This is a genomic window from Corynebacterium tuberculostearicum (assembly GCF_046097255.1).
Lineage (GTDB): Bacteria > Actinomycetota > Actinomycetes > Mycobacteriales > Mycobacteriaceae > Corynebacterium > Corynebacterium tuberculostearicum_J.
Genome location: NZ_CP175770.1, coordinates 366,751 through 381,035, shown reverse-complemented (window position 1 = coordinate 381,035; position 14,285 = coordinate 366,751). Strand labels below are relative to the sequence as shown.

Genomic DNA, 14,285 nt, shown 5'->3' with positions numbered 1-14,285 from the left:
GTTTCGGGCAGGTGCAGTGTGTGCTCTACGGGGGTGCGGGGGTGGCTGCGTGTGGCGGGATATGGTTTCTGCGTCACATGTTTTGTATGGTCAGTGCATGCTTCGCAGTGAACTGGATAACTTTCGGTCTGCTGCCTCGGCCTAGCTAATAAACTGGGAAATACGGAGCATATCCCACAGCACAATCCTCTCTATGTGAAGGAGCGCGCGGTATGACCACCCCGCATACTCACGAATCTACCGCCCACACCGAAGGTGACGAGGCCCCCGGGGCGCCGCGCAGCGAGTGGCGCCGCCAGTTCATCGGCCTTTTCATCGGCTTGGGTTTGGCCGTACTGGTCTTCTTTATCTTCCCCTCGAATGCGATCGAGACCGTACAGGGATCCGCGGGTGCAGATACGGAAGCCGAGTACACGCTCAGCGCCATCCGCACCGTCGCTGCCGTAACCATCTTGATGGGCGTGTGGTGGATGACCGAGGCCATTCCGCTCGCCGCCACCGCGCTGCTGCCGCTGGTCATCTTCCCGCTCTCCGGTGTGGGCACGATTAAAGAAGTAGGCGCCCCATACGCGTCCGCCACCATTTTCTTGTTCATGGGTGGCTTCCTTATTGCGCTTGCTCTACAGCGCTGGAACTTGCACCGCCGCCTAGCGCTGTACGTGGTGAAGATCATCGGCACCTCGCCCAAGCGCCTGATCTTGGGATTCATGCTGGCTACCGGCTTTTTGTCCATGTGGGTATCTAATACCGCTACGGCCGTGGTGATGCTGCCGATCGGTACCTCGGTGCTCGCGCTTACCGCGGAAACCGTAGGCGGCTGGGAGAAGCAAAAGAAGTTTGCCACTGCGCTGATGCTGGGTATTGCCTACTCCGCTTCCATCGGTTCGCTGGGTACGCTCATCGGCACCCCGCCGAATGCCTTCCTCAATGCATATATGGCCGATACCTGGGGCGTTACCCTCGGCTTCGGCCGGTGGATGGCGGTCGGTGTGCCGCTTGCGGCAATCTTCTTGCTAATTGCCTGGGCCCTGCTTATCACCATTTTCAAGCCGGAGATGAAGGATATTCCAGGCGGCCGCGAGCTTATTAACGATGAAATTGAGGCCCTCGGCCCCTGGACCCGCCCCCAGATCATGACCGGCATCATCTTCGTCCTTGCCGCCGCAGCCTGGGTTACCCTGCCGCTGGTCCTGAAGGAATTTGAGAACTATGACGATGCAATCGTGGGCATCGCCGCCGGCATCTTGCTCTTTATCCTGCCCGCGGACAACCAGCGCCGTATCCGCTTGCTGGACTGGAAGACGGCCAATGAAATGCCGTGGGACGTCCTCCTGCTCTTCGGCGGCGGCCTATCGCTGTCCTCGGTCTTTAATTCCTCCGGCCTGTCCCTGTGGATTGGTGAGATGGCCAAGGGGCTTAGCGTCCTGCCGGTTGTCCTCATCGTCTCTGCCGTGGCTGCGCTGGTGCTCTTCCTGACGGAGATCACCTCCAATACGGCGACGGCGGCTACGTTTATTCCGATTATGGGTGGCGTCGCCGTGGGTGTGGGGCTTACTGCCGATGGCGATATCAACGTCCTTCTCCTCACCATTCCGGTGGCCCTCGCGGCAACCTGCGCATTCATGCTCCCAGTTGCCACCCCGCCGAACGCCATTGCCTATGGCTCTGGCTACGTCAAGATTGGCGAGATGATCAAGGGTGGCCTTGGTCTCAATATCATCGGCATCGTCCTCATCACCCTGACGGTGTACTTGCTGGCAGTGCCAATCTTCGGCCTGTCCATCTAGTTCCAGAGCGGAGTCCGTAGCCATTCCCTAAAGAGCACCAGCGTCATTAGGGAATGGCTACATCCGTTACTGTGCTGGCTGAATTTTTAGATAGCGGGAAAACCGATCCTAACCGCCCTCATTCCAGCCAGGTAAACACCGGGTGAACAGGCGATTTGTTAGTTTTCCGTACCGTGGGTATAGTAAATTCTCGTTGCACAGCAGAGCACACGCACTGCTTACCAACGGTCTGCGCCCGTAGCTCAACGGATAGAGCATCTGACTACGGATCAGAAGGTTGGGGGTTCGAATCCCTCCGGGCGCACAAAATCAGCCGCCTTCGGGCGGCTTTTCTTGTATCTCAGCCCCTTGAGTTCAGAGGGTCGTTGCAACACTTTCCCTTAGGAGGGTGTTGTTGTGTCTGGGGTTGTTGGCCCGTTTCATTCGTTGTCTGAATCGGATCGTCGTGGCTTAGTTGCCTTGGTTGGCAGTGGGCGTAGTGTCCGTTCGGCGGCTGGTGAGCTTGGCTGTCATTACGGGCATGCTTTGAATTTTTGCCATGCCTTTGGATTGCCAGTCGTGTATAAAGCCAAACGAGTTGATCGCCGCGGCAGCCAGGCTGTCCAGCTTGTAGAGCTAGTCCGAAGCGGACTGTCGGTACGCCAAGCTGCTAAAAGATGTGGGATGCATCTTACCGCTGCGTATGCCGTAGCTACGGAAGCTGGGTGCCATATCCGGTTAAGTCAGTATGCTCGGAAAGTCCGCCAGACGCAGTTAAGAGTGGAATACCTGCGCCTTCGGCTGGCGAGCCTGCCTGGTGGTGATGCTGGCACGGCAGTAGGAATTGATCGTCGACTGCGTTTAGATTTCGAAAAAGGACTCACCAAATCCCAGGGTCGACGAGAAGAGTTCATACCCGTCGGCGAAGACGCCAGCACGTATAACAGACTTATGAAAGCGCTGCGCCAACGCCATGATGTCATCGAATCCGGAAGGCTTGCCCCTCCCGCCTTACCTAGCGGGGTAGATCCGTATAAACGCATCAGCAATCGCTACATTTGCTTCGAAGAACGCGTCATCATCGCCGATCTTCTCCGCGAAGATGTGCCACTGCGTGAGATTGGGCGCCGTTTAGGGCGAAGTGCATCGTCAATTCAGCGTGAAGTACGCAGAAACCACAGTGCTCAAGGCCCGTATCGTGCAGAAACAGCCCAGTTAAAGGCCTGTGCGCGGAGGTTGCGGCCGAAAATACCGAAACTACTAGCCAACAAAAGACTATGGGACTATGTATGCGCACAATTGCGGGCACAATGGTCACCTGAGGAGATTTCTAATCGCCTGCCCATCGACTACCCCACTGATAAGGACATGCGCATTAGTCACGAAACGATTTATGACGCCTTTTACCTGCAGGCCAAAGGAAGACTCAAAGACCTTGGCCTGGACTTGCCGACCGGTAGAAAGAAACGCAAGAAACGCCAAACCCGCTCCAGCACACCTGCCCAGCAACGCTTCGTCGACGACATGATCCTCATAGACGACCGGCCAGATGAGGTAAGTGAACGTATTTTGCCAGGCCACTGGGAAGGCGACCTCATCCTCGGTAAAAACAACCAATCAGCGGTAATCACGCTAGTAGAACGCGTCAGCCGATTTGTTGTCCTTGGCCACTTACCGGGAAGGCATACCAGCAAAGAAGTATTCACAGCCCTGCACAAGGCAGTTACAGGAATCGATAAAGCTATCTGGTCATCAATTACCTGGGACCAAGGAAGCGAAATGGCTGGTCATAAAGCTTTTACCATGGCCACTGACATTCCCATCTACTTCTGCCATCCAGGATCACCATGGGAACGCGGCAGCAACGAAAACACCAACGGCAGGCTCAGAAGAAACCTTCCCAAAAACAGCGACCTGTCCATCTACAGCGCCGAGGACCTAGAAATGATCGCCAACATTCACAACCACAAACCACGCAAAGCACTCAACTGGCGCACCCCAGCCGAAGTCATGACCAACGCCCTCACACAAACCGGTAGCATCAAACCAAACTAACCATCATCGTTGCAACGACCCCTAGAATCCGCCCCCGTCCCACCCAGGTCTCGATCTATGAAGTCTTCCGCCCTCGTCTCCGGCCTCATCGCCGGTGTCATCCTTGGCCTCATGCTATGGCTGGGGTCCGGCATTTTCTGGCTCTTCCTGGTTGGCCTAGGCATTGGGGTCGCTGCAACCCCGCTCCTAAAACTGGCCGCCGATCCTTCTCGTTCGCGCAAGCGCCGCGATAGTTCCTTCCGCGACTAGGTCCGCACCACGCCGCTCCTCACGGCACCCGCATAAGTCAGGCACAAGTCTCACGCAATCCACTTATAAAATGCAGGACAAGTATAAAATATTCGCAGCAACCTTCCAGACAGACTTAGTAGAAAAAGAAAGTCTTTATTAACAAGGGGAGTGCGGCGACGCGTTCCCCTCCGTCTTGAAGGAGAACGCTAGGTGTTAGCACCCTCGCGCATTGTAGGGCTCGATATAGCCCGTTCACTTGCGATTATCGGCATGATAGTTCTGCATATGGCCTCCTTGGTGTGGCATACCAAGGTCATTTTAAATGGCCTGCCCGCCGCACTATTCGCCGTTCTAGCCGGCGTCACGTTGATGCTTATTTCCCGCGATTTCACGGCGACGACGTTCCTGCGCATCATCGCCCGCGGCTGCATAATTACGATTATCGGTCTCGCCCTCCTGCCCGTGGGCGGTGAGATTCAAATCGTCCTCGTGGTCATCGGCATCACGATGATCCTCGTGTCCTGGGTCCCGCCGCTGCGCTGGTGGTGGAAGCTCCTGCTCCTCGCCGCTGCCACCGCCGCCGCGACCATAAAATATGCGCCGCTGACCCTTCCGCAGGTCTATCCGCTGCTGGCCTATTGTGCCTATTTCCTTGCTGGCATGCTGCTCTATGAGGTCTATATCCGCAGCTCTCGTGCCGCTGCCCAGTGGGTGTCCACCGGCATCGCGGCGGCCGTTGCGGCAGCCGGCTTTTACTTCCGCTTTACCCCGGATATGCCAGGCTGGCTGCGTTTTACCGGCCACACCGGCGTGCTTGGAGAGATTGTCCTATCCATCGCCGTCGCCGCCATCGTCCTGCACTTATGCCTGCTTATCGGTCGAGTGGTGCCTAAGCTGGCGTATCCCTTTGCTGCGCTGGGGGCAATGTCGCTGAGCATCTACATCCTGCATGTGCTCACCGCTTACTACTGGCAGAGCCACGTCTCCCTCCACAATACCGGCTGGGCCTGCGCGTTTATCGCCCTCTTCCTCGTCCTCGCGAGCCTATGGCGCCGCCTGATAGGGAAGGGGCCGGCCGAATGGGCCGTCGCTAAGACCATCGCCATCGCCGTTCCTGCCGGAAAGAAGGACTAATCATGCAGCACAAAATCTTCCCCGCCCTGCTTACTGCGGGCATCGTGGCATTAACCACTACCCCTGCCAGCGCCCTCGAGCACGGCGAGCCGGCCCCAGACTCGGCGGAGGCTCGCACCGTGGCGCAATTGAAAATCGGGCGCGTGGGCAGCTTCGGCGATTGCACCGGCACCCTGGTGGCCGCCCAGTGGGTGCTCACCGCCCGCCACTGCCTCGAGTCCGTCAACAACGAAGGCACGCAGGCCCGCATCAATGGCACCACCTACGATGCAGATTCGTGGGCGCTATCCCCGCTTTCCGACGCCGCCCTTCTCCACCTCACCGCCCCCGTCACCGACACCACCCCGGCCGAGATTTCCACTCACGTGCCAGAACCCGGCCAGCGCGGCACGCTTTACGGCTGGAGCAGCAGTTCCTCGATGGCGCGTCGCGGCCAGCTGCCGCAGGCGGAGATGGAAGTGGCCGAGCTCCTCGGCGCCGGCCCTGCCGGATCCGCTAACTCCCCTGAACCAGGTGCCGCAGACGCTGCCGAAGGGGTCGCCGAGGATGGCGCCGAAGTTGCTGCCGAGGATGCCGCTGGCGGTGAAAGTGTTCCCGCGGCCGAGGCCATGCCGGGGCTCAGCGCACCAGAGGGGGCAGAAAGCGTACCGGCCGGCGAAGCGATGCCGCTGATCGAAAGCGCGATCCTCGATGTGCACTCCACCGGCCGCGCCGGCATGCAGGGCGGCGACTCCGGCGGTCCCTTCTTCGTCGACGGAAAGCTTGCCGGCTTGGCCACCGCGGGAACGGCGAATGGGGATCCGGACTTGCCCTCGCCAAGCGCGGCAATCACCACGCTGGCCGGTACCAAGGACTGGATAGAAGGCGTGGTGAGCGGCCGCGATAAAGACGCCATCCTCTCCGCTAAGACCACCCCTGAACCGCCGAAAACCCCGCAGACCAGTGCAGATCGTGCGGGGCTCTATGCGGGCATAGCCGCCATCGGCCTGATCGCCGCCGCGGTGCTGGCGCGGATTCCCCGCCTGCGCAACCGCAGCCGCAAGGGCTAGAAAATCTCGATGCGTCCGCCCAGGGACTCGGACTGGCGTAGCTGCGCCACCCACTTCGGGCCGCCTGGATGCAGGCGCAGCACCGGGCGGGAAGAAATCTTGACCGGGGAAACCGATTCCTTGCGCGCGCCGGAGCGGGCATCGATGCGGGTGCGGGCGCGATAGCCGGCGTCGGAAAGCTCAGCGATGGAAGGTTCGGGGGAGTCGAGCTTCTCGCGGGCATCGCGCAGCAAGTCCAAGGCTTCGTCCAATGCTTCCACCAACGCCGGCGCATTGGTCTCGCACATCTGCTGTACCAGCTCTGGGTGCGTGCCGGCCACGCGGGTAGCGTCCTTGAAAGAACCGGCAGACAGGGACTGTGCCAGGATTCCGCCATTATCGCCGACCACGGCGAGGATCTCCGCAAAGACGTGTGGCAGGTGGGAAATGCGCGCCACCGCGGCATCGTGATTAGCCACGCGGATAGGCACCGCCTCTGCGTGCACCATCTGGGTCATGCGCACGACCTCGGTGAAGGTCTCAATCCACTGCTTCGGAATCTTTTCCCCGCGCGCCTCACACTCGGCGGCGTAGTCATAGGTAATGCCCCACGCCGCGCGGCGGAACAGGTCCTTCTGCGAGTTATCCCAACCGGACTTGGACGTGCCCGCCATCGGGTGGCCGCCCACATAGCGCGACTCCATACCGCGCTCCAGTACCTGCTGGCGCACGGCCGTCTTAACGGAAACGACGTCCGTAATACCGCAGCTCGGCGCGTGCTCCTGAATAGCGTCGAGCACCTCGCCCACCGCGCCCATAGGCACGGCTATGACAATGAGCGCGTTCTCCGTCTCCGCGCGGGTCAAAATCGTCGGAAGATCATCGGTGACGTCAAAACCCTGCTTTACTGCAGTGCGGGCGCCAGAAGTGGAGTGGTTGTATCCAAAAACGGGGTGATTGTATCCGGCGAGATCGCGCAGCAAAGAGCCGCCGATGAGGCCGAGGCCAATAATGCAGATAGGGCGTTGAACATCTTGAGAACTCACGATGACAATTGTGGCACAACACGACTAATCTCACGAGGTATGAGCAACGAAAATTACTCCTTCGCAGTAACCGTCGCCCGCAACGCGGGCCAATGGCTGGTGCGCAGCTTCAACGATGACTTTGAGGATCCGCAGACCTCCATCAATGCGGTGCGCAGCCTGCGTTCCGAGGGCGCTGCGTTCGCGCTGCTGTGCGTGGAGGATGCCTATTTTATTGCCGTGCGCCCAGTGCCGGGCGGGGTAAAGATGCTCATCTCGGACGCCACCTATGGTGTCGACGATGACTTCGCCGCCGATTTCATGGATATCAACGATCATGAAATCCCGGATGTGGACCCCGAAGAGGCCGATCCTTATGGCGAGGGCGATTTCGATATCTTCGCTGATCTTGGTCTATCCGAGGACCAGGTGGGATACATCATTGACAATGATGAGGACTGGCCTTCCGATATGTTGCTGCGCATCGCCGGCGAGCTCGGCTTTGGCGATGAGTTGGAAGACGTCATTGATAACGCCTGAGCCCTTGCTGCGCGCTGAGGCTCGGATGCGCCGCGCCCTCGACGTCGCCAAGCGTGCGCCGGCCGGCGACGTCCCCGTGGGTGCGGTACTGTACGACGCCGCCGGAACCGAACTTGCCACCGGCGTCAACCGCCGCGAAGAGCTTGCGGACCCCACCGCCCACGCCGAGGTCGAGGCCATTCGCCAGGCCGTCCGCGTGCACGGCGATGGCTGGCGGCTTTCCGGCTGCGAACTCGTTGTCACCCTAGAACCATGCGCCATGTGTGCCGGTGCGCTGCAGGCCGCGCGGGTGTCTTCCGTGGTCTTCGGCGCCTTTGAGCCCAAGACGGGCGCGTGCGGCTCGCTTATCGATGTCCTCCGTGCCCCCACCACCCCCTTTACCCCGCAGGTCCGCGGCGGCGTCCTCGAAGGCGAGTGCGCTGGGTTGCTCCGAAACTTCTTCGACGGCCTGCGCTAAACGTGCGTACACTGGTGGTCATACAACAACTGTCTACTCAAAGGAGTGATTATGGGCGATTTGGAAAACAAGAAGGATGGCCTCGTAGGCAAGGCAAAGGAAGCCTACGGCGAAGCTACCGACAACAAGGACGTAGCTAACGAGGGCAAGGCCGACCAGGTCACCTCCGAGGCTAAGGACAAGCTGTCTGACGCCGCTGAAGGCATCAAGGACAAGGCCAACGAGGTTATCGGTGGCCTGAAGGACGACTAATCCTCGTCCCTCGTTTCCGCATCTCGCTGCGCTGGCACCCCGCCGGCGCAGCGATTTTGTCGCTCGGGCCTACTCCCGTAATCTGGAACGCGGTGGCGTGTCCGAGCGGCCGAAGGTGATCGCCTCGAAAGCGATTGTTGGGTAACCCCCAACCGCGGGTTCAAATCCCGCCGCCACCGCACCGGGATCCCGGCCTGTTTACGCAGGTCGGGATTTTCTTTTGTCCAATTTTCCGGCAGGCGCGGGGAATCCGGCTGGCTGGCCGCCAGCTGTGAAAACTGGGACGCAGGTGGCTTCGTGATAGGGGATTGTGGGGTATGGCCACTACACTAGGGCAAAGTTCAACCCGTCCCCCACGCGAATGCGAAGGTACATCTACCCGTGGCTAAACTGCTTTATCGTCTTGGGCGCTGGTCTTTCCTCCATAAGTGGAAGGTCATCGTGGCATGGCTGCTGCTGCTCGCCGCCGTCGGCGGTGCCGCCGCCTTGTTGATGAAACCGATGACGAGCGAGTTCTCCATCAAGGGAACCCCGTCCATCGACGCCACCTACAAGACCATGGACCTCTTCCCAGAGGGCGGAAACCCTGCAAACTCGCCCTCGGTCAACGTGGTCTTCAAGGCCCCAGACGGCCAGAAGCTTTCTGATCCCGCAAACCGCGAGGCCATCGATGCCACCATCTCTTACCTCGAGGACAACCTGGAGATGGGCGATACCACGCGCTTTGGCAACCCGCTTGAGGTTTCGCCTCGCCTGCAGGACCAGGTGATCCACCAGTTCACGGATATGGGGCTGCCGGAAGCATCCGCCCGCGCGGACGCAGACAACCTCGCTATGGTCAATGATGACGAGACCATTGCCTATACCACCTTCAATTTCGACGCCGAGTCGCCCTATAGCGTGGAACAGGCCGACAAAGACACCGTTACCGACGCAATGAATATTGCCCGCGACCGCGGCCTCACGGTAGAAGGCAATGGTGCCGGCTTTGGCGATGAAATCGCGGTCAATTCCACCTCTGAGATCATCGGCCTCGGCGTTGCCTTTATCGTGCTCATCTTTACCTTCGGCTCCCTAGTGGCCTCGGGCATGCCTTTGGTGTCCGCCGTCATCGGCGTGGGGCTCGGCGCGCTGGGCATGCTCATCGCCACCCACTGGATTGAGCTCAATAATATGACCCCGGTCCTGGCCATCATGATTGGCCTTGCCGTGGGCATTGACTACGCGCTGTTTATCCTGTCGCGCTACCGTGCCGAGCGCCGCCGCATGGACGGGCCCGATGCCGCAGGCATGGCGGTGGGAACCGCCGGCTCCTCCGTGGTCTTTGCCGGCGCGACCGTCTTTACTGCGCTTTTTGCGCTCCTCATTGCGCGCATTGGCTTCCTCACGGCCATGGGCCTGGCCGCCGCAGGCACCGTTGCCATCGCCGTGTTGGTCTCGCTTACGCTCATCCCCGCCATGCTGGGCTTGCTGGGCGATAAGGCCTTCAACGGCCGCATCCCCGGCGTGGCCGGCAACCCGACCCGCAAGGGCAAGCGCCGCCGTGGTCCCACTATGGGCAACCGCTGGGTGCGCCTGGTTCAGAAGGTCCCCGGCCTGGCCATGGCGCTGGTTGTGCTCTCCCTGGGCGCGATGACCGCGCCGGTGCTCCACATGGAGCTCGCCCTTCCGGCCGATACCACCTCCAATCCCGATACCACCCAGCGCAAGGCCGCCGACATCATGTCCGAGGGCTTCGGCCCCGGCGTCAATGGCCCCTTCCTCGCCGTGGTCGATGCCCATACGGTCAACGCGGATGCCGGCGCCCTCGCCCCGCTTGTCGACGCCCAATCCCAGCCCGAACCAGCCCCCGCCCCCGAGGGCGCTGCACCAGAGGACGGTGCGCCGCAGGACGTTGCGCCGGAGGACGCAGCCCCTGAGCAGCCGCAGCCGGACCAGCCCGAGGCCGAGCCGGAAATCGCCCCGGCCGCCGAGGTAGTAGACACCTCCGCAGACGCTGCGGACAATTCCTCGCCGGAGGATAAGGCCGCGCTCGCGTCCTTCCTATACACCGCGGACCAGCTCAAGGGACTGGGCGGCGTGAAGCACGCGCAGATCGTCGGCCTGAGTAAGGACCAGCGGGCCGCGCAGATCATGGTCACCCCAGAAACCGCGCCGACGGACGCCGCGACGGTTAACGTTGCGCACGCGCTGCGCTCGGCCACCAGCGAGATCGAAGACGCCACCGGCACCGACATCGGCCTGACCGGCCTGACCGCCGTGCAGCTCGATATCACCGAGCGCCTCGAGGAAGCCATGGCGCCGTACCTGGCCATCGTCGTGGGCCTGGCCATCGTGCTACTGCTGTTGGTCTTCCGTTCCATCCTGGTGCCGCTGGTTGCGGGCCTGGGCTTCCTGCTGTCCGTCGGCGGTGCCTTCGGCCTGACCGTGCTGGTTTGGCAGGAAGGTCTGTGGAACCTGGTTCCCGCGCCGGGCCCGCTGATTTCCTTCATGCCCATCTTCCTCATCGGCGTGACCTTCGGCCTAGCGATGGACTACCAGGTCTTCCTCGTCACCCGCATGCGCGAGCACATTTCTCGCCACCCGGAGGGCACCGGCGGGCGGTATAGCGCCGTCGACGAGGCCACCATCACCGGCTTTACTCAAGGCGCCCGCGTGGTAACGGCCGCGGCCATTATTATGATTTCGGTCTTCGTGGCGTTTATTAACCAGCCGTTGCCCTTCATCCAGATTTTCGGCTTTGCCTTGGCCGCCGGCGTGCTTTTCGACGCCTTCTTTATCCGCATGACCCTCGTCCCCGCCACCATGTTCCTCATGGGCCGCGCGACGTGGTGGATGCCGAAGTGGTTGGCGAAGATTCTGCCCACCCTGGATATCGAAGGCACCGCCCTGGAAGAAGAATGGGAAGCTAAACACGCCACCCCGGCCCCAACCCCTAGCCCTGCACACAAGGAAGAAGAATAATCATGGACTTGAGTTTCGACGTCGGCAAGCGTCTGCCCGAAGGCCCCGGCAAGCACGGCCGCAGCGGTGTCATCCACACCCCGCACGGTGATATCCAGACCCCGGCCTTCATCCCGGTGGCCACCAAAGCCACGGTCAAGACGCTTACCCCGGAGCAGATTCGTTCCACTGGTGCGCAGGCCATCTTGTCGAATGCGTACCACCTCTACCTGCAGCCGGGCCACGACATCGTGGACGAGGCCGGCGGCGTGGCCGAGTTTGAAAATTGGCATGGCCCGACCTACACCGACTCCGGCGGATTCCAGGTCATGTCCTTGGGCGTGGGCTTCAAAAAGGTCCTGGCGATGGATATTGCGGATCTCAGCGATAAGGACATCCGCGCCGCAAAGAAGGAACGCATGGCGCAGGTGGACGAGGATGGCGTGGATTTTAAATCCGTCATCGACGGCTCCAAGCACCGCTTTACCCCCGAGAAGTCCATGCAGATCCAGCACGGGCTGGGCGCAGACATCATGTTTGCCTTCGACGAGCTGACCACGCTCGTTGATACGCGCACTTACCAGGAAGAATCCGTCGCGCGCACGCATCGCTGGGCCAAGCGCTGCCTGGATGAGCACGATCGCCTCACCCGCGAGCGCACCCACCGCCCGAAGCAGTCGCTGTGGGGCGTTGTTCAAGGCGCGCAGTACGAGGACCTGCGCCGCCAGGCCACTCGCGGCCTGCTCGACCTCGACCGCGCCGCCCGCGAAGACGGCAAGCGCGGCTTCGGCGGCTTCGGCATCGGCGGCGCGCTGGAGAAGGAAAACCTGGGCACCATTGTCGGATGGGTGTGTGATGAGCTACCCGAGGACAAGCCGCGCCACCTGCTCGGCATCTCCGAGCCGGACGATATCTTCACCGCCGTCGAGGCCGGCGCCGATACCTTCGACTGCGTGGCGCCCACCCGCTTGGCGCGCCGCGGCGGCGTCTACACCTTGGATGGCCGCATGAACCTCACCAATGCGCGCTTCAAGCGGGATTTTGCCGGCGTGGACGAGGAGTTCGGCGGCTACGTATCCGAGAATTACTCCCGCGCCTACCTGCACCACTTGCTCAAGGCGAAGGAATTCCTCGCCGGCACGCTGTGCACAATCCACAATGTGGAGTTCATGATTCGCCTGGTGGATAATATCCGCGCCGCCATCGACGGCGGCTACTACGAGGCCTACCGCGATGAATTCCTCGGCCGCTATTACGCCGGCAAGTAGTCCTCGCGCTTCTTCACCCACTTAATGACCGCGGCCGTCACCGGCAGCATGACGGCCTCCATCAGGGTCTTCCACACAAAGCCCACGATGACGTAATTGATGAACCCGCCCACGGTGTCCACGCCGATGACCGGCGCGGCGATGGCGCAAAAGAGCAGCGTATCGCCGAACTCGCCCACCACGGTGGAGGCGATGAGGCGCGCAAAGAGGCCCTTTTCGCCGGAGCGCTTCTTCATCGCGGTCAGCGTCCAGGCGTTGAGGAGCTGGCCCACTAGGTAGCCGGCCAGCGAGGCGGCCAGGATCTGCGGCATCAGGCCGAGCGTGGCGGCGAAGGCCTCTTGGCCCTCGTAGAAGTCGGCCGCCGGCAGCCAGATGGCGATATAGAAGCACACGGCCGCCAGGATGGCCATCGCAAAGCCGATGTAGACCGCGCGTCGGGTGGATTTGAAGCCATAGCACTCCGAGAGCACGTCGCCGACGATATAAGCCAGCGGGAAGAGGAAGAAGGCGCCGTCGGTAACCAGCGGGCCGAGCTGCACGCCCTTGGTGGCGTTGATATTAGAAATCAGGAAGGTCACCACAAACACGGTGACCAGCCAGGGGTAGAGGGTGGAGCGGACGGGAATGAAGCGCACCTCAGCGCCGTTCGATTTTTCCATGCCCGCCATTGTGCCAGCCCGTAGACTATGGGCATGAATTCTGCGACCACCGGCGCCGGCCGTTACGCGCCAAGCCCCTCCGGCGATCTGCACTTTGGCAACCTCCGCACGGTGCTTCTGGCGTGGCTTTTCGCCCGGTCGACGGACAGGCGCTTTGTGGTGCGCGTGGAGGACATCGATAAGCAGCGCTCCTCCCAGGAATCGGCCGAGCGCCAGCTGGCGGATCTGCGCGCGCTCGGGCTGGACTGGGACGGCGAGGTCATCTACCAGCACGATCGCGACGCCGCCTATGAGCAGGCCCTGGCCCAGCTGCCCACCTACGAGTGCTATTGCTCCCGCAAGGACATCCGCGAGGCCTCCCGCGCCCCGCACGCTATTCCCGGCCAGTACCCGGGCACCTGCCGCAACCTCACCGAGGACCAGCGTGCGGCCAAGCGCGCCGAGCTTGCGGCCCAGAATCGCCAGCCCGCCCTTCGCCTGCTTGCCGACGTCCCCACATTCACCATCCACGACGCCCTCCACGGCACCTATACGGGCGACGTCGATGACTTCATCCTGCGCCGCGGCGGCCAAGACACCGGCTGGGCCTATAACTTGGCCGTCGTCGTCGATGATGCCTACCAAGGCATCGACCAAGTGGTCCGCGGTGATGATCTGCTCTCCTCCGCGCCGCGCCAGGCCTACCTCGCCTCGCTGCTCGGCATCGAACCGCCGGAGTATATCCACGTCCCGCTCGTGCTCAATGCATCCGGCGAGCGTTTGGCCAAGCGCGATGGGGCAGTGACCATGCGGGAGATGGGGGAGGAGGGGGACGTCGTCAAGCAGCTGGCGGCCTCGCTGGGGTACGAGGCTCACAGTGCCGCGGAGCTGCTCGCGCAATTCGCGCCCGATCGACTCAGCCCTGAGCCTTATATCTGGCGCGGGTAA

Annotated in this window: 13 protein-coding genes and 2 tRNA genes; 13 read left to right on the top strand and 2 right to left on the bottom strand. The window is 61.5% G+C overall.

The window, feature by feature from the left end; genetic code table 11:
* Window positions 1–212 precede the first annotated feature (212 nt).
* From ACKFRY_RS01965 to ACKFRY_RS01940, 6 genes are all read left to right on the top strand, one after another.
* Window positions 213–1,787 (top strand): SLC13 family permease, encoded by a 1,575-nt coding sequence (locus ACKFRY_RS01965; protein WP_408923077.1) that lies wholly within the window; start codon window positions 213–215, stop codon window positions 1,785–1,787.
* Window positions 1,788–2,018: 231 nt separating this feature from the next.
* A tRNA-Arg gene (locus tag ACKFRY_RS01960) sits at window positions 2,019–2,091 on the top strand.
* A 92-nt stretch (window positions 2,092–2,183) separates the two neighbouring features.
* On the top strand, window positions 2,184–3,821 hold the full coding sequence (locus ACKFRY_RS01955) for an IS30 family transposase (protein ID WP_179386291.1): 1,638 nt from the start codon (window positions 2,184–2,186) through the stop codon (window positions 3,819–3,821).
* Between the two features lie 57 nt (window positions 3,822–3,878).
* Window positions 3,879–4,070, top strand: a complete 192-nt coding sequence (locus ACKFRY_RS01950; RefSeq protein WP_005323180.1) for a hypothetical protein — start codon at window positions 3,879–3,881, stop codon at window positions 4,068–4,070.
* A 252-nt stretch (window positions 4,071–4,322) separates the two neighbouring features.
* Complete coding sequence (locus ACKFRY_RS01945) at window positions 4,323–5,186, top strand: DUF418 domain-containing protein (protein ID WP_408923076.1); 864 nt, start codon at window positions 4,323–4,325, stop codon at window positions 5,184–5,186.
* Between the two features lie 2 nt (window positions 5,187–5,188).
* Entirely contained in the window at window positions 5,189–6,235 is a 1,047-nt protein-coding gene (locus tag ACKFRY_RS01940; protein WP_408923075.1) for a trypsin-like serine protease, read from the top strand.
* Here the strand turns inward: ACKFRY_RS01940 and ACKFRY_RS01935 are convergent.
* The gene (locus ACKFRY_RS01935) at window positions 6,232–7,260 is read right to left on the bottom strand and encodes a prephenate dehydrogenase (protein WP_408923074.1); all 1,029 of its coding nucleotides are present in this window, start codon (window positions 7,258–7,260) and stop codon (window positions 6,232–6,234) included. The genes ACKFRY_RS01940 and ACKFRY_RS01935 overlap by 4 nt on opposite strands.
* A gap of 39 nt (window positions 7,261–7,299) precedes the next feature.
* Between ACKFRY_RS01935 and ACKFRY_RS01930 the strand changes: the two genes are divergently transcribed.
* The 6 genes from ACKFRY_RS01930 to tgt all read left to right on the top strand — a co-directional run bounded on the left by ACKFRY_RS01930 (window position 7,300) and on the right by tgt (window position 12,699).
* On the top strand, window positions 7,300–7,779 hold the full coding sequence (locus ACKFRY_RS01930; protein ID WP_005323176.1) for a tRNA adenosine deaminase-associated protein: 480 nt from the start codon (window positions 7,300–7,302) through the stop codon (window positions 7,777–7,779).
* Window positions 7,780–7,804: 25 nt separating this feature from the next.
* Entirely contained in the window at window positions 7,805–8,236 is a 432-nt protein-coding gene (locus ACKFRY_RS01925) for a nucleoside deaminase (RefSeq protein ID WP_408922271.1), read from the top strand.
* Between the two features lie 51 nt (window positions 8,237–8,287).
* Entirely contained in the window at window positions 8,288–8,488 is a 201-nt protein-coding gene (locus ACKFRY_RS01920) for a CsbD family protein (RefSeq protein WP_005323174.1), read from the top strand.
* Between the two features lie 91 nt (window positions 8,489–8,579).
* Window positions 8,580–8,667: transfer RNA gene (locus ACKFRY_RS01915), tRNA-Ser, on the top strand.
* A gap of 202 nt (window positions 8,668–8,869) precedes the next feature.
* Window positions 8,870–11,452 (top strand): MMPL family transporter, encoded by a 2,583-nt coding sequence (locus ACKFRY_RS01910; protein WP_408923073.1) that lies wholly within the window; start codon window positions 8,870–8,872, stop codon window positions 11,450–11,452.
* 2 nt (window positions 11,453–11,454) lie between these two features.
* Entirely contained in the window at window positions 11,455–12,699 is a 1,245-nt protein-coding gene (tgt, locus tag ACKFRY_RS01905; RefSeq protein WP_200436056.1) for a tRNA guanosine(34) transglycosylase Tgt, read from the top strand.
* Here tgt and ACKFRY_RS01900 read toward each other — a convergent pair.
* On the bottom strand, window positions 12,684–13,358 hold the full coding sequence (locus ACKFRY_RS01900) for a queuosine precursor transporter (RefSeq protein ID WP_179387271.1): 675 nt from the start codon (window positions 13,356–13,358) through the stop codon (window positions 12,684–12,686). The two genes, tgt and ACKFRY_RS01900, sit on opposite strands and share 16 nt — an antisense overlap.
* A 33-nt stretch (window positions 13,359–13,391) precedes the next feature.
* Between ACKFRY_RS01900 and gluQRS the strand changes: the two genes are divergently transcribed.
* Entirely contained in the window at window positions 13,392–14,285 is an 894-nt protein-coding gene (gluQRS, locus tag ACKFRY_RS01895; protein ID WP_005323170.1) for a tRNA glutamyl-Q(34) synthetase GluQRS, read from the top strand.

Coding starts and splice junctions, on each gene's coding strand:
- ACKFRY_RS01965 (WP_408923077.1), top strand. CDS start 213: ATGACCACCCCGCATACTCACGAATCTACCGCCCACACCGAAGGTGAC.
- ACKFRY_RS01950 (WP_005323180.1), top strand. CDS start 3,879: ATGAAGTCTTCCGCCCTCGTCTCCGGCCTCATCGCCGGTGTCATCCTT.
- ACKFRY_RS01945 (WP_408923076.1), top strand. CDS start 4,323: ATGATAGTTCTGCATATGGCCTCCTTGGTGTGGCATACCAAGGTCATT.
- ACKFRY_RS01940 (WP_408923075.1), top strand. CDS start 5,189: ATGCAGCACAAAATCTTCCCCGCCCTGCTTACTGCGGGCATCGTGGCA.
- ACKFRY_RS01930 (WP_005323176.1), top strand. CDS start 7,300: ATGAGCAACGAAAATTACTCCTTCGCAGTAACCGTCGCCCGCAACGCG.
- ACKFRY_RS01925 (WP_408922271.1), top strand. CDS start 7,805: ATGCGCCGCGCCCTCGACGTCGCCAAGCGTGCGCCGGCCGGCGACGTC.
- ACKFRY_RS01920 (WP_005323174.1), top strand. CDS start 8,288: ATGGGCGATTTGGAAAACAAGAAGGATGGCCTCGTAGGCAAGGCAAAG.
- tgt (WP_200436056.1), top strand. CDS start 11,455: ATGGACTTGAGTTTCGACGTCGGCAAGCGTCTGCCCGAAGGCCCCGGC.
- ACKFRY_RS01900 (WP_179387271.1), bottom strand. CDS start 13,358: ATGGAAAAATCGAACGGCGCTGAGGTGCGCTTCATTCCCGTCCGCTCC.
- gluQRS (WP_005323170.1), top strand. CDS start 13,392: ATGAATTCTGCGACCACCGGCGCCGGCCGTTACGCGCCAAGCCCCTCC.